Source organism: Collinsella sp. LCP19S3_B6 (assembly GCF_052121815.1).
In the GTDB taxonomy this organism is placed as follows: Bacteria; Actinomycetota; Coriobacteriia; order Coriobacteriales; family Coriobacteriaceae; genus Collinsella.
In genome coordinates, this window is the sequence record NZ_JBQKDN010000011.1 from 22,571 (window position 1) to 37,576 (window position 15,006).

At 60.7% G+C, this 15,006-nt stretch carries 14 protein-coding genes; 6 read left to right on the top strand and 8 right to left on the bottom strand.

The window, feature by feature from the left end; genetic code table 11:
• Window positions 1–23 precede the first annotated feature (23 nt).
• The 3 genes from ACTQWD_RS05465 to ACTQWD_RS05475 all read right to left on the bottom strand — a co-directional run bounded on the left by ACTQWD_RS05465 (window position 24) and on the right by ACTQWD_RS05475 (window position 5,745).
• Window positions 24–2,537 (bottom strand): excinuclease ABC subunit UvrA, encoded by a 2,514-nt coding sequence (locus ACTQWD_RS05465; protein WP_441559456.1) that lies wholly within the window; start codon window positions 2,535–2,537, stop codon window positions 24–26.
• Complete coding sequence (locus ACTQWD_RS05470) at window positions 2,530–3,648, bottom strand: AAA family ATPase (RefSeq protein WP_441559457.1); 1,119 nt, start codon at window positions 3,646–3,648, stop codon at window positions 2,530–2,532. Before ACTQWD_RS05470 ends, ACTQWD_RS05465 begins: the two co-directional genes overlap by 8 nt.
• Before the next feature lie 93 nt (window positions 3,649–3,741).
• Window positions 3,742–5,745: a GTP-binding protein gene (locus ACTQWD_RS05475; protein WP_441559458.1), complete on the bottom strand. Its 2,004-nt coding sequence runs from the start codon at window positions 5,743–5,745 to the stop codon at window positions 3,742–3,744.
• 245 nt (window positions 5,746–5,990) lie between these two features.
• Here ACTQWD_RS05475 and mscL point away from each other — a divergent pair, with 245 nt between their 5' ends.
• Window positions 5,991–6,416, top strand: a complete 426-nt coding sequence (gene mscL / locus ACTQWD_RS05480) for a large conductance mechanosensitive channel protein MscL (RefSeq protein WP_441559459.1) — start codon at window positions 5,991–5,993, stop codon at window positions 6,414–6,416.
• 117 nt (window positions 6,417–6,533) lie between these two features.
• Here the strand turns inward: mscL and ACTQWD_RS05485 are convergent, their stop codons facing one another.
• Window positions 6,534–7,022: an N-acetyltransferase gene (locus ACTQWD_RS05485; protein ID WP_154517003.1), complete on the bottom strand. Its 489-nt coding sequence runs from the start codon at window positions 7,020–7,022 to the stop codon at window positions 6,534–6,536.
• 77 nt (window positions 7,023–7,099) lie between these two features.
• Between ACTQWD_RS05485 and ACTQWD_RS05490 the strand changes: the two genes are divergently transcribed.
• On the top strand, window positions 7,100–7,396 hold the full coding sequence (locus ACTQWD_RS05490; protein WP_427747514.1) for a hypothetical protein: 297 nt from the start codon (window positions 7,100–7,102) through the stop codon (window positions 7,394–7,396).
• A gap of 48 nt (window positions 7,397–7,444) precedes the next feature.
• On the opposite strand, the gene ACTQWD_RS05495 is transcribed toward ACTQWD_RS05490, so the two are convergent.
• Entirely contained in the window at window positions 7,445–8,149 is a 705-nt protein-coding gene (locus ACTQWD_RS05495; RefSeq protein WP_441554613.1) for a class I SAM-dependent methyltransferase, read from the bottom strand.
• Window positions 8,150–8,589: 440 nt separating this feature from the next.
• On the opposite strand from ACTQWD_RS05495, the gene ACTQWD_RS05500 reads away from it, so the two are divergent.
• Window positions 8,590–8,991, top strand: coding sequence for a hypothetical protein (locus ACTQWD_RS05500; RefSeq protein WP_441559460.1), 402 nt, complete (start codon window positions 8,590–8,592; stop codon window positions 8,989–8,991).
• Window positions 8,992–9,120: 129 nt separating this feature from the next.
• Here ACTQWD_RS05500 and ACTQWD_RS05505 read toward each other — a convergent pair whose 3' ends face one another.
• Window positions 9,121–9,936: a putative RNA methyltransferase gene (locus ACTQWD_RS05505; protein WP_154516992.1), complete on the bottom strand. Its 816-nt coding sequence runs from the start codon at window positions 9,934–9,936 to the stop codon at window positions 9,121–9,123.
• Window positions 9,937–10,114: 178 nt separating this feature from the next.
• On the opposite strand from ACTQWD_RS05505, the gene ACTQWD_RS05510 reads away from it, so the two are divergent.
• Window positions 10,115–11,497 carry an MATE family efflux transporter gene (locus ACTQWD_RS05510; RefSeq protein ID WP_441559461.1) on the top strand — a complete coding sequence of 461 codons (1,383 nt, stop codon included), beginning with the start codon at window positions 10,115–10,117 and terminating at the stop codon, window positions 11,495–11,497.
• 27 nt (window positions 11,498–11,524) lie between these two features.
• Here the strand turns inward: ACTQWD_RS05510 and ACTQWD_RS05515 are convergent, their stop codons facing one another.
• Window positions 11,525–12,391, bottom strand: coding sequence for a LysR family transcriptional regulator (locus tag ACTQWD_RS05515; protein ID WP_441068590.1), 867 nt, complete (start codon window positions 12,389–12,391; stop codon window positions 11,525–11,527).
• Window positions 12,392–12,549: 158 nt separating this feature from the next.
• Here ACTQWD_RS05515 and ACTQWD_RS05520 point away from each other — a divergent pair, with 158 nt between their 5' ends.
• Window positions 12,550–13,452, top strand: a complete 903-nt coding sequence (locus tag ACTQWD_RS05520) for a DMT family transporter (RefSeq protein WP_441559462.1) — start codon at window positions 12,550–12,552, stop codon at window positions 13,450–13,452.
• Between the two features lie 88 nt (window positions 13,453–13,540).
• Window positions 13,541–14,266: a uracil-DNA glycosylase gene (locus ACTQWD_RS05525; protein WP_441559463.1), complete on the top strand. Its 726-nt coding sequence runs from the start codon at window positions 13,541–13,543 to the stop codon at window positions 14,264–14,266.
• A gap of 50 nt (window positions 14,267–14,316) precedes the next feature.
• Here the strand turns inward: ACTQWD_RS05525 and ACTQWD_RS05530 are convergent, their stop codons facing one another.
• The gene (locus ACTQWD_RS05530) at window positions 14,317–14,997 is read right to left on the bottom strand and encodes an SDR family NAD(P)-dependent oxidoreductase (RefSeq protein WP_441063998.1); all 681 of its coding nucleotides are present in this window, start codon (window positions 14,995–14,997) and stop codon (window positions 14,317–14,319) included.
• Between the last annotated feature and the right edge of the window lie 9 nt (window positions 14,998–15,006).

Genomic DNA, 15,006 nt, shown 5'->3' on the forward strand with positions numbered 1-15,006 from the left:
GGACTGTCCCTTTGCCTCATTGTCTATAGGTAGCGGCCAGTAATGCTCTTGGAGCAAGCAGCGATATCCGCCGGAGTGCCGGCGCAGACGACTTGCCCGCCCGCATCGCCACCGCCCGGCCCCATGTCGATCACATAATCGGCATTGCGGATAAGGTCGAGATCGTGCTCGATCACGATAACCGTGGCGCCCTTGGCGACGAGGCCGTCAAACACGTTCAGCAGCACCTGAACATCGAGCGGATGCAGGCCGATCGTGGGCTCGTCGAATACGAATACGGCATCGTCCTGCACGCGGCCCATCTCGCTCGCAAGCTTTAAACGCTGCGCCTCGCCGCCCGAAAGCGCCGGCGTGGGCTCACCGAGTGTAAGATAGCCCAAGCCCAGGTCGTGCAAGGTCAGCAAGCGCGCCTGAACCTTCTTGAGCCCCACCGTGGCGTCGAGAGCCTCGTCCACGCTCATGTCCATGAGCTGCGGCAACGTAAGCTTGCTCCCGTCCTTGCCCTCGCGATGGATATGCGAGGCGGCCTCGGCGTAGCGCGAACCACGGCATGCCGGGCAGACGATTTCGACATCGGGCAAAAATTGCACGTCGAGCGATATCGAGCCCGTGCCATCGCATGTAGGGCAGCGCAAGGCGCCAGTGTTGTAGCTAAAGGCACCCGCCTTGTAGCCGGCTGCCTTGGCCTCGGGTGTACGGGCGAAAGCGCGACGCAGCTCATCATGGATGTCGGCATAGGTCGCTACCGTCGAGCGCACGTTGGCGCCGATAGGTGTAGCGTCAATCAGGTTTGCGCGTGCGATACCCTCAGCGTCGACCCAGCGCACATGGCTTGGCACGCGCTCGCCAGCTGCCTGGGCCTTAAGCGCCGGGATGAGTGTCTCGAGCACCAACGTCGTCTTACCCGAACCCGAAACGCCCGTCACCGCGACAAGGCGACCGCGCGGTATATCGACTTCGAGCGGTTTGACGGTATGGATGGCATCGGTTGCCATGCGGATGTGGCCCTGATCGAACATTTCCTCGTCAGTCACCTGCGGACGCATACGCTTGGGGTCTGCGCGCAAAAACGGGGCGATGCGGCTGCCCTGCGATTGTTCGACCTCGTCCACCGTGCCAGCGGCAATCACATTACCGCCGCCTGCTCCGGCAACGGGGCCCATCTCGACCAGATAGTCGGCTTCCGCCAGCACACGTGTATCGTGGTCGACAACAACCACGGTGTTGCCGTCATCAACCAGATCGCGCATCACGCCTACCAGACCATCAACATTGGCAGGATGCAAGCCAATCGAAGGCTCGTCCAACACATAGAGCACGCCCGTCGATCGGTTGCGCACCACGCGGGCGAGCTGCACGCGCTGACGCTCGCCCGTGGAGAGCGTGGCGCCGGCGCGATCGAGCGAAAGGTAGTCGAGACCCAGATCGACCAGGCGACGGGCCGCGCTCAAAAACGAATCGCAGATATCCATCGCCATGGGCCGAATCTCGGGCGGCAAGGATGCGGGCACCCCGTGCACCCACTCAACCGCATCACCAAGCGTCATGGCCGCGGCCTGCGCCAGATTGATACCGCGCACCTGGGGCTGGCGCGCAGCCTCGGAGAGGCGCGTGCCACCACAGTCACGACATGGCCCCTCGCGCAAAAAGCGCGCCACACGTTTTAAGCCCTTATCGTCCTTAACCTTGGCGAGCGCGTTCTCGACGGTATAGACGGCATTGTAATAGGTGAAGTCGAGCGGCGTAGCGCCCTCGCCGTTTTTGGGAACGTAGAGAATGTGCTTCTTAACCGCCGGGCCGTGGAACACAATGTCACGCTCTTGAGGCGTGAGCTGGTTAAACGGCACGTCGGTACGCACACCCATCTCGCCTGCCACTTGCTTCATCAGATCCCACATGAGCGTGCCCCAAGGAAGCACCGCGCCTTCGTTGATAGTCTTGGACTCGTCGGGCACCAGGCTCGCCTCGTCCACCTCGCGCATGACACCGGTGCCGCCGCAGGTGGGACACGCGCCGCTGCTGTTAAAGGCAAGGTCCTCGGCACCCGGCGCGCAGAACTCACGGCCGCACTCGGGGCACGTGAGCGACAGGCCCGCGGCCACGTTAAGGCTCGGCTCCACGCGCGCCCCGCAGTGCGGGCACACGTGATGGGCGCAACGGCTAAAGAGCAGACGCAGGCTATTGTTGAGCTCGGTCATGGTACCAAAGGTCGAGCGCACACCCGGCACGCTGGGGCGCTGATGCAATGCGAGCGCCGCCGGTACGTGCAGCACCTCGTCCACCTGGGCATGTTCGGCCTGCGTCAGACGACGGCGGGTATAGGTGCTAAGCGCCTCCAGGTAGCGACGCGAGCCCTCGGCGTAAAGAACGCCCAGTGCCAGCGAACTCTTGCCCGAACCCGATACGCCAGCAATACCCACGAGCTTTCCCAGCGGAATATCGATATCGATGTCCTTGAGGTTGTGCACACGCGCGCCACGTACCTCTATAGCCTGCGGGCTCATCTTCTGTTCCGTCACCTTTATCACCCTACTCATGCCATAAAACGCGGTCGCGGATGTACTCGCCCAGCATGGGCACGGTAAACCGGACGAGGCCGTATCCGGCAGCCTCGATGACGCGCTCGCGAATCAGGCTTGCGCGATATTTACTCGCCCAGCTTTGGGTGCGGTCGCAGCGCTCAATGATGTCAGCCATGCGCGTCGGCTTGCCCCCATCAGCCGCCATGGCCTCGATAAAGAGGCGCTGCGGACTGCGCAACCCGTAATACAAAGGGGCGTCCACTGCTTCATAGAACTCGGAGATGGCATCGGCGTAGCCAGCCTCGACATCGCACACTTCAATGACCCGCGAGTCACGCCGGACAGCAGACCTCCACATGTAATATCCCACCAGCTGAACCATATAGGGATACCCCATGCTCTTGCGCGCCGCAAGGTCCGCCGTCTCCGCATCAACGCAAAGACCAGTGCCTCTGACCGTCTGGATATATGAATCGCGCACTTTGGGCAAAGAAATCGCCCCCAGCGTACGCTGCTGGGCGCGGCGCAAAAACGTTACGCTCGGCTCTTCGAGCAAGTCATCGACCATGCTGGGCAAGCCGGCAAAAACCAGCGCAAGACCGCGCTGGTCGCTATCGGGCAAGCCCGTAGCATCCTGGTCTCCGAGCACCTGCTGATAGAGAACGGCCAGCGCCGCCAGCTCCTCGATAGATGCCGATTGGGCCTCGTCAATCGCAAACAGTAAGCCCTTTCCTGGCCCGAGTTTCTTGAGGCGTTCGTTGACTAACCCGCGCAACGTCTCGCCTTTTGCCCGCGCCGCCTCGACCGACATTCGGCCAAACGACGGACCAAACTCCATTGACGTCACAACGGGTTTATTCGAGCGAAGCGCGTCGGCCAAGCGGTCGCATAGGCCAAGCGAGGCGGAATCGGAGACAACCGCCCATCCGCGCTCGCTAGCTAAACGCTGCAGCTCCCGCAAGAGAACTGTTTTGCCACAGCCGCGGTTTCCCGTAATGAGCATGAGCCTGCCCGGCGCTCCGGCGCCGTTATCGAGCCCTTCCTCGAAATCTTCGATGACCGACTCGCGGCCGATGAGTATCGGAGGCCGCTTGCCAGCCGTGGGCTTAAAGGGATTTGGATTCATGTCGGCCTCCTCGGATTGGCAAACCCTGGTAACAGTTATACCAACTTATACCGAGTTATACCAACAGGATGCGACAAAGAGACTGACCCTCTATCACCTATGGCCGAAAAACTCGACGTCCGCCGCTCGCCAGGGGCGGAAGGTGGCGGGATCGACCTTTACGTGGGCTGCCTCGGGGACGTCGTACCACTTGACCGTGTAGCCAGCGCCGTGAGAGCAAAAGACCGAGTCGGGCGTGTTGGGTAGATCGGCCTCGGGCTCATAGGCGACAGTCTCGATGATGCGCTCGGCATCATGGCATGCCGCATAACCGGCAAACTCCAGGTACAGATGCCCGCGACCGCTCGTGTAGGCGGCCACCTCCAGCGCATAATCCTGGACCTCGGATGCCGGCACGCGACCCACAAGCTTTGCCCGTTCGCCCGCCATCGTCGGCGGCTCGTAGTCGGCTCCCATACGCGTGGCGTCTGACAACGCCCTGCCCACACACTCCCCCGGCACCTCGAGCTCAAAGCGATACCACGGCTCCAACAGCACCGCCGCGCCGGCCTCACGCGCCTGCATGAGCCCCTGGCGAATCGCGCGGTACGTGGCCTGGCGAAAGTCGCCGCCCTCGGTGTGTTTGGCATGCGCACGGCCACCTGTGAGCGTAATGCGCACATCGGTGATGGGCGAGCCGGTCAGCACGCCCAGGTGATCTCGCTCCATGGCGTTTGTGAGCGCCAGGCGTTGCCAGTTAAGATCGAGCTCGTCGGTCGAAGTCACGGTGCCAAACTGCACGCCCGAACCCGCCGGCAACGGCTCTAGGCGCAGATGCACCTCGGCATAGTGGCGCAGCGGCTCAAAGTGGCCCACGCCCTCGACCGGCTGCGAAATGGTCTCCTTATAGAGAATGCCGCCGGGCTCAAACGAAATCGAAAGGCCGAAGCGATCGGCCAACACCCGCTGCACGACCTCGAGTTGCACGGCGCCCATCAGCTGCAGGTGAATCTGCTCCAGATGAGTATTCCAGCTTACGCCGAGCATGGGATCTTCGTCCGCCAACTCAGTCAGCGCTTTAAACACCGCATGGACATCGTGTTCACCCGGAAGCACCGTATAGGTGAGGACCGGAGCGATGACGGGCGCATCACACACGGGCTCCGCACCCAAGGCGTCCCCTGGGCGAACGTGCGCAAGACCCGTCACGGCACAAATACCGCCAGCAGCAACTTCTTGGGCAAGCTCATACTTTTCGCCGTTATAGATGCGCACCTGATCGACCTTCTGCTCCCATACCTCGGCACCGGAACGTCCGCTGATCATCTGTTTTGCACACAGCGTGCCGCCGGTCACTTTAACCCATGCCAAGCGCTCACCGCGATCCCCGCGGCTGACACGATAGACGCGCGCGGCAAACTCCGGAAGCCATAACTGTTCGCGCATCAGCACGCATATGCCATCCAGCAGCTCGCTCACGCCCTGGACCTTGAGCGCCGAGCCGGCAAAGCAGGGAAAGAGCTTGCGCTCGGCAACCATGCGCGACAGCGTTGCGACGGAAAGCTCACCTGCCTCAAGAAACTCCTCGAGCGCCGCCTCGTCCAACGCAGCAGCGTCCTCCTGAACGGCGCCGCCCTCCAACAGTTCGTTGGCATCCAGGCAGCCTTCGGAAAGACGCCGCCCAAGTTGTGCCAGTAAAACATCGCGGCCGGGATTCTCCAAATCGATTTTGTTAATATAGATGAACGTCGGAATGTCATAGCGCGCAAGCAGGCGCCACAGGGTTTCGGTGTGCCCCTGCACGCCGTCGTTGGCGCCCACAACTAAAATCGCGTAGTCGAGTGCGCGCAGCGTGCGCTCCGCCTCGGCAGAAAAATCGACATGCCCCGGTGCATCCACGAGCATGACGCGGGTATCACCGTGGTCGAGCACGGCCTGCGACGAGAAAATCGTAATGCCGCGCTCGCGCTCGATCGCGTCAGTGTCCAGATGCGAATCGCCATCGTCCACGCGGCCGCGCTTACGAATGCGACCCGCATCGAACAGCATGGCCTCGGCCAGCGTGGTCTTGCCAGCATCGACATGCGCCAAGATTCCAACGACCGCTTGCTTCGACATGGCTCTCCTCTTATTGCAAGCCCGTCGCACGCGGCAACGGGCGCTATCGTTCCACACTGGATGATACAATTTACGGGCCGGCGGGCGAAGCGGGCCCTATCCCCCGACCGAGCTCATTGCCCCGCGTTGCCGCGCGGCGATTTTCGTAGGTTCGCGCCTTGCGAAAGCCGGCACCTCCCCTTTTTGCCTGCTCGGGCTCATCCGGGGCGGTAACAACGCTAACCCCACAACAGCGAGGAGTCATCATGAAGACATTGCTCAACGAGTTCAAGGAATTCATCAATCGCGGCAACGTGATGGACATGGCCGTCGGCGTGATTATCGGTGGCGCATTCACCGCCATCGTGACCTCACTTACCGATAACATCATCAACCCGCTTATCTCCGTGATTGCCGGCGGTAGCGCTACCGAGATCTCGGGGCTGGTGGTGCCGGGCACTAATATCGACTTTGGCGCCTTTATCGGCTCGTGCATCAATTTTTTGATTGTGGCGGCAATCGTCTTTGCCATCGTCAAGGCATTCAACAAGGCGCAGGAGATCGGCGACAGGCTCGCCGGCGTCACCGCCGAGGAAGCCGCACCGGCGCCCGTCTGTCCGTATTGCCTGGAAGAGGTGCACGAAGGCGCGACCAAGTGTTGCCACTGCGGAAGCGAGCTGCCCCGAGCGTAGGTGCCTTAGAGCCGACAGCGAGCGACATCTACCACCTTGCAAAACAGCGCAGCGATCAAAATGGCCCCATCCGGGGCCATTTTCGCTTACATGGAGCGTAGATACGCGCCCCCGCTCTTATGCCTCGCGCAGCCAGTCAAATGCAACACGCGGCGTGCCGTCCGACACATACACGACGCCGGCACGCTCAAACCCCGCTTTAATACTCGCGCCCTGCATGGGCAGGTTGTCCCGATGCGTATCGATACGCAGATGGTCGGCACGCTCTTTGGCAAAGGCGAACATCGCAGCCGCGATACCGTGCACGGTGCCGTCGGACGCCACACGGTGCAGCACGGCGTACGGAGTGTCGCTACGCCATTGCCCATCCTCAATTACGTCATAGCACTCGTCCGGGCCCGGTAAAAAGGCAAACGTCGCCACCACGCGGCCGTCGACTTCGAACACATAGCTACCACCGGCGGCGATATCGGCAGCCAGCTGCTCGGCAGAAGGCGTGCCCTCGGGCCACTGCGTGGCGTTGCCATGCGCGCGCATAAAGGCACGGGCCGCGTCATAGATAGCCATGACGGCGGGAATGTCGGTATCGAGGGTTTTTCTGATCATCACGCGGCGACCTCACGTTTATTGGTATCACTTTGATTGAGCAATGATACCAGCGTTTGAAGAGGGGTGAGAAGCAGATGGGAAGCAAAAAGCGAGCCGCCTGGTCAAAGGCCAAAAGCGAGTTTTTGGGCGCTGCCACCGGCGGCGCTATGAGCGACCTGTTTGCGCGCGAGGACGAGCGCCGCGACGCCCTGAACGCCGAGCGCGATGAAGCCTGGCGCTACAAGTCGTGCGAGCGCAAAAACCGTTACGACACACGCGCCGAGGCCGAGGCCGTTATGGCCGACTGCGAAAACCGCGGGCGGCGTGGTTTGGCCTGCTACAAATGCGAATACTGCGGCGGCTGGCACCTGACGTCGCACCCTTGGAAATAGGCCCCGCATCGGCACGGCACTGACGGAGCGCCAACCATCGCACGCAAGCTACGGGCGCGGCGGCACCAAAACATCGTAACGAACGGCCTTGCCCGCAAGTTGATAGCTCGGCTTAACGCCGGCAAGCAGCGGCCCCTTCACCGGCCGCTTGATAACGACCTTGCGCGGGCGCACCGCAAGCGCAGCTTCGACCAGCGTCTCCTCATCGGCACACGGCTGTTCCAGATGATGCAAGAGTTGAAACTTCTTTTTAACCGCCGCGCTCTTTGTGCGCTCGGGAAACATGGGGTCCAGATACACCACATCGGGAGCGGTGAGCTCGCCCTGCCCGATCAACTCAGTTATATGGTGAAGGCCGGCAATGCTGTCCTCGCCCGCATGCAAGCGCATGTGGGCCACGGCAGTCGCAAGCGCCGGATCATCTGCCGCGCGATCCAAGGCATCCTTGAGGAGCGCCGCGATCACGCAATCCTGCTCATACAGATCGACGGTAAAGCCCGCAGCCGCCAGCAGCAGCGAATCCTCGCCAAAGCCTGCCGTGGCATCAATCGCCCATGGGCACTCGACGCCTTTTGCGCGCGCAGCCTTTACCAACAGCTCTTGCTGCAGACGACCCTGTTTGAGCCGTGGCAGCATGCGGACAAAATCGGCACGCAACTCCATCGTGCCGTCGGTGAGCGTGAGGCCCGCGGACTTCCCGATCAGCTCAAGCCCCGCGGCCCGAGCAACAGAAAAGGGATCGACGACGCCCATGGGTACTCCTTAACAAGCAAAATGAATACGTGAGCGCCGTTTATGCCAGCACCCAACCGTCCGCTATTGTCCCACATGCGACATGGCCCACAGCATCCCAATGCAAAGCACCGCCATCAATCCCGTGCACACGGCAGCGATCACAGAATCGCCCATGCGCCTTCCCAACGACCGCGGCTCATGCACTCGCCCCGCTCCGTACATCATGGCTCCTCCTTAAGAACAGCTCCTTGTTACGGTCTCATCATCGCAGCGCCGCACATGAGCTGCCATCGATTTGGCTTACGTCCAGCTTTCCTTTTTGAAAGGTCGAATTGGGCTGCGCGGGCTCAAAGCGCTTTCAGGCGCACGCATCGCTGCGTTGAACTACAATGTGCTTCACCATATGTGCAGCACATGGGCTACGCCAGATCGGCGTACTCGTATCGAAAGGACCAGCCATGAGCTCCGCTCGCAAGACTCTCAAAATCCTTGCCCTCATCTACTTTGTTTTGGGCATCGCCAGCCTCGTCATCGCCGGTATCGGTATCGCCAGGGGCAGCCTCGATTCCACGTACGGGTCGAACGCCATGCTCGCCGCGGTCGTGCTTGTCGTCAAGGGCATTGTCGATCTTTCCGCAGGTGTTGCGGGCATCAAGGGCGCCAACAAGCCCTCGCAGGTGGATAGCGCGTTTAAGCTCGGCATCGTTGCCGCAATCGCCACGATTGCGCAGGCCGTGCTCACGCTTCCCGCACTCGGCGGCAGCGCCGTCAATATCGGCGCCTTTGTCATCGTGGTCTACGACCTGTTCTTTGTTCAGCAGGCGCGCGCCGTTAAGGCCGAGAACAAGGACCGCCTGTAGGCACTCGCTTCTCATAACCCCTGCAGCCAAGCAACTAACATGGGCCGATCGCGCAGTAACGCGGTCGGCCCTTTACATTTGCCCAGATAAAACCTGCCAAAATAAACCTGTCCCTTTTTGGCAGGTTGGTTAGCTGTGGCGGTACTCGGCAATGATGAAGTCGATGTCGGTTTTAAGGGTGTCCAGGTTTGCCAGGCGCTCTTTGTCGGTAGGGCGTGTGCGGTAGTAGTACGGCGTCATCTGGAACACCGCCTCGATGTCGGCCTGGGTCTGGAGCGTAATATTCGCGGACACCCGCTGTGTGCCGACCAGTTTAAGCTCCATCGTCTTCGGAAGCTTTTCGTCGTTGAGGTACGGCGTGTCGTAGAGCACCTCCTTGAGCCCAAAGAGATGACGGGCACCCGGCACCACGGTGTAGAGCGAACCCTCCGGCGCCAACACGCGGGCAAACTCGCGCTCGTTAAAGGGAGCAAAGAGCTCGGTCACCATATCGAAGGCGCCATCGGCCACTGGGATGTCTTTCATGTTGGCCACAAAATAGGTCGCATCGCCGCGCTTGGCGGCCAGGCGTACCATTTCTTTGCCCAGGTCAAAGCCATAAGCGTCCACGCCCGGCACCGCGCCCATGGCGCTGGTGTAGTAACCCTCGCCGCAGCAAATATCGAGCAGCGTCATGGGACCGCCTGTAGACGCAGCACGCCCAGAAACCCGTTTGCGCACCAGCTCGACCATTGCATCGCGCAGCGGCGCATAGTAGCCACGGTTCAAAAAGTCACGACGGCTGCGTGCCTGCGACTTGGGATCGCCCATGGAGTCGCCGCTCTTGGACGAACGTAGCAGATATAGATAACCCTCGCGCGCACGGTCAAACCGGTGTCCGCCCGCGCATGCAGCACCGCGCTCGTCGTCCACCAACGGCTCATGGCAAACGGGACACAACAACATGGCAACTCCTTAGCGCGAACAACACAACGTACACCATTGTCGCACGCCTTCCCCACCTAGTCATTGGGGACGTTCTTGAATGACTAGTCGTTTAAGAACGCCCCCAATGACTAGGTGATTAGGAGTATCATCGTCTGCGCAAATAAGCACGAAATAGCACGTTAGAGATTGAGAGCGTATGGCTGATACCGCATCTAAGCACATCGACATGACCACCGGCTCACTGTGGCGCAATATCCCCCTGTTCGCCTTGCCCGTGGCCGCCACGAGCATCTTGGAGCAGCTGTCAAACCTCATCGCCACGGTCATTATCGGTAACTTCTCGGGCGACCAGGGAACCCTCGCCATGGCGGCAGTCGGCTCCAATGTTCCGCTTACCAGCCTTATGCTCAACCTGTTTATTGGCATGTCGCTTGGCTCCAACGTGGTCATCGCCAACGCTATCGGCCGCAACGATCAGAATATGGTCAAACGCGCCGTCCATACCTCGATTTTAATGGCGCTCGTGGGCTTTGTCGTCATCGCTCTGGGCGAGATCTTTGCCGAGCCCATGCTCGCCGCGCTCAACGTTCCCTCCGAAACCATGCCGCTCGCTTCGCTCTATCTACGCGTCTTTTTGCTCAGCATGCCCTCAATCTTGCTCTACAACTTTGAGGCCGCGATCTTCCGCTCCGTCGGCATCACCCGCATGCCGCTGCAAGCGCTTGCCGTGTCCACCGTCCTCAACATTGGCCTGGACCTCATCTTTGTCCCCGTACTCCACTGGGGCGTCGCGGGTGTCGCCATCGCCACCGTCATCGCCTACACCGTCAGCGCCGCTACACTCTTTATCCGCCTGCTCAAGACCGACTCCGTCGTCCGCGTCACCCCGCGCGACCTTGCTATCGACCCCGTCGCCCTCAAGCGCATCGTCAAGATCGGCCTGCCCGCCGGCATCCAAAGCGCCGTCTTTGCCGTCGCCAACATCATCATCCAGTCCGCCATCAACAGCCTGGGCACCGAGGTCATGGCGGCCTCGAGCGCCGCCATGAGCCTGGAGTACGTGTGCTACAACCTGCTCAACAGCTTTAGCCAGGCTTGCACCACCTTTGTGGGGCAAAACCACGGTGCCCGTCAGATCGACCGCTGCACCAAGACCCTTAAGGTCTGCCTGGTCGAAGGCGGTATCGTCGCGCTCACCACGATTATTGTTATTGTCGGCCTGGGGCGCGAGATCTTGTCGTTGTTCAACAGCGATCCCAACATCGTCTCGATCGGCTATATCCGCGTGTGCTCGATCTTCCCTGCGTATGCCTTTAGCATGTTCTACGAGAACATGTCCGGCTACCTGCGCGGCTTTGGTATCTCGCTCATACCCGCCCTTATCACCATGATCTGCGTCTGCGGCATCCGCTTCTATTGGGTATTCTGCGTGTTCCCGCACTTCCGCACCTTTGCGAACATCATGATGGTCTACCCCATCAGCCTGGGCACCACGGCGTTCTTTATGGTCGTGGCGGTACTACTCTGCCACCCGGCACGCACCTATCGCGCCACCCAAGCCAAAGCAACAGCCTGCTAAACACCGCACTCAACGCCACGCCAGTCATTAATTGACAATATGCGAGCTCATGTAGTCGATAAAGCGCCTCGTGGCGATAGGCATGGTGTCCCAGCTGCGCCAGGCCGCCACTACGTCGCGTGAGGGAGCGTGCACGATGGGACGTACGCGAATATCGGCCTGCATGCCCTCCACAGTACGACGGTAGAGCATACTCACGCCTAGGCCCTCCTCCACCATCGCCATGATGGTGTAGTCGTCGGTGACCTCGCTCGTCACGTGCGGCGACAGGCCATGCGCCGCGAATGCATCGAGCACCAGGCTCTGTTCGCCCTCATCCAGCAGCACAAACGGCTCGGAAGCCAGGTCGGCGAGCGTCACTTTTTCCTTTGCCGCCAGCGGATGCGCGACAGGCAACAGTGCCACCAACTCGTCGTGATAGACCACGCGCTTCTCGAGCCCTGCGGTAAACCCACGTGCCGTAAAGCAAAAATCCACTACGCCGTCGTGCACCCATTGGGCGTTGCGCGTGTAGTCGCCCTGCTTGAGGGTAAAGCGTACGCCCGGGTGCAGCGCCCCAAAGTCGCGGATCACGCGCGGTAACACGGTTCGACTCACGTTGGTAAACGTCGCGATGCGAATATCGGACGACGAAAGCCCCAGTAGCTCCTGGCGCTTGCCCTCGAGCTCAGCCTCGGCAGTCACAATCTGGCGCAGATACGGCAGATATTGTTTACCGTCGCGCGTAAGCGAAACGCCCTGCTTACCGCGCTCGATAAGCGTGGTACCCAGCTCGCGCTCGAGTGCCTTGACGGCCTGGCTCACCGCACTTTGCGTATAGCCCAGCTCGTCCGCCGCGCCCTTAAGGCTGCCGCAATCGACCACCATACAAACAATCTGATACCGCGACGCCATCGTGCCTCCACAACAATGCAGCCGTAAAACATTTTGCCAGTGCTTTTCCTAATGACATTAGCATTTCTTAATCATACTGAAGATACATTCGCTTTACTACATCCAAATCTGGGAGCAGAATCCTTTTTACGAAACCGTTCTGCAACAAAAGGAGTCCCATGGATCGCAAAAAAGCAATCGCGCTCTCATTTTCCGTTCCCGTCGCATGGGGCTTTTCGTATCCCCTCATGAAGATCGGCATGGACAGCATGAACGCCACGAGTATCGTCGCGCTACGCTGCATCATCGCTTTTGTGGCCTGCCTGCTGCTCTTCCACAAGCGCGCGTTGCGCATTAACCGCGACCTTATGGTCCGTACCGCCATCATCGGCGCCATCATGGCAACCGAGCTCACCTGCATGTGCCTGGGCTCCAGCCTCACCTCTGCCTCCACTGCCGGCTTTTTGCAGAGCCTGACGGTCGTGATCGTGCCGTTTGCCAACGCCGCCCTGCTGCACCGCGCCCCCGAGCGCAAAGTGCTCGTCGGCACCGCCATCGTCACCTGCGGTATGTTGCTGCTCTCGGGCGCCGACTTCACCAGCCTGAACCCGGGCGCGCTCATCATGCTGCTCTCCGCCTTTGTCTATGCCGGCCACATTATCGTGGCCAAGCGCTTTGTCGAAGAAGTCGATCCGCTTGCTCTGGGCGTTTGGCAGCTGGGCTTCGGCGGCTTATTCTCGGGCATCGCCGCATTCACCTTTGGCGGTTTCACACTCCCCGGCACGCCGGGCGAGGTCGTGGTCGTCGTCGCACTCGCACTCATCTGCTCTGCCTACGGCTTTATCACCCAGACGCTCGTGCAGCCCCACGTGCCCGCCGAGACCACCGGCTTTGCCTTCTCGCTCGAGCCAGTCTGTTCCGCCGTCTTTTCGTTCTTCCTAGTCGGCGAGGTCCTGAGCCCCATCGCCTTCCTGGGTGCAGCTCTCATCCTCACCGGCGTCATGGCGGCAACCGTCGAGCTTCCGCACCTCCGCGCACATGGACGCGCTCATATGGCAGGAGTGCCCGAGCGCGCCTCGTAGACCCCGCTCTTCATGCAGCCGCGGCATAAAGGCAACCGGTGCGCCTTTACAATAGATGCCAACATAGCATTTGCCATAAAGGAGCTCCATGGACACCGCAACTCGCGACCGCAACATAGCAACTTGGTTGGGCGATGCGCCGCAGCCGGTACGTGACACTACGAACCAGCTGCTCGAGCGCATCGCCCTTTTGCGTGCCGAGCAGACCATCTACCCGGCACAAGACGACATCCTCAATGCCCTCGCCTACACGCCGGCCGACCAGGTCAAAGTTGTCATCTTGGGCCAAGATCCTTATCACGGGCCCAACCAGGCCATGGGGTTATCGTTCTCGGTCCCCGCGACGCAAACCAAGCTGCCGCCAAGCCTGCGCAACATCTATAAGGAACTCAAAGCCGATCTGAGTTGTCCCATTCCCGCCACGGGAGATCTGACGCCATGGGCACAACAGGGCGTCCTGCTCCTCAACACTACGCTTACCGTGCGCGAGCATGCCGCGAACTCACACGCCAAGCTGGGCTGGAGTACGCTCACCGACTACGTTATCGAACGCTGCTGCCAGCTACCCCAACCGGTAGTCTTTTTGGCATGGGGCCGCTTTGCCCAGCAGATGGTTGAGGGCAAGCTCGCCGCAATCGACGCGGGCAAAACAACCGGCAAGTTCTGCCTTGCCTCCACGCACCCCTCGCCGCTTTCGGCCAACCGTGCCACGGCAGAACTCCCCGCTTTTATGGGGTCGCGACCCTTCTCGGCAGCCAATCGGCTACTCGAACAGCACGGCTCGACCCCCGTCAACTGGACTTGTCTCGGCTAAAAATCGATACATCAAAAATACGCCCGACGGCTTTCCATCGGGCGCGTTTCCTATTCGGGCCAAATAAATTGTGTGCGGCCGGCCTCGCCACCATCAATGAGCAGGCTCTGCCCGGTCATAAACCGGTTGGTCACGCCCACAAAGTAGATCCATTCGGCGATCTCTTGGGCGGTTGCCCAGCGTTTAAGCGGTGTAAGCTCCATAATCTGGTTCCACAGGTGTTCGTCTTCCATCACGCAACGGTTGAGCGGCGTGATAACTCCACCCGGGTCCACACTGTTGGCGATGGCCTGCGGTGCCAGGCGGTTTGCAAGGTTCTTGGTGTAGGCGATAACGCCGCCCTTGCTGGCAGCATAGGCGGGAAACTCCGATCCCGTATGCCCGCTCGCCGACCCCACATTGACCACGGATTTGATGGCGGGCGCCGGCTTGGCAGCAAGCCCCTCCCCCACAAAGGCGTAGCGCTCGGTCACGTTGATGGTGCCACACAGGTTGGCGGCGATATCGTCGACCGAATCCTGCGTACCGGCAACGTTCACGATTACCTGGGGTTCAAGATCGCCTGGAAACGAGTCAGGCTCGCGTACATCAACGACCAGATGGCGGTAGCGCTCGTGTTCGATCACCGCCGGCAGCAGATCAAAGCCCACGACCTCGTGGCCCTCGTCCAAAAAGCGCTGCACGCACGCGGCTCCGATACCGCCCGAAGCGCCCGTAATCAAAACCCGCATACTTGCTCC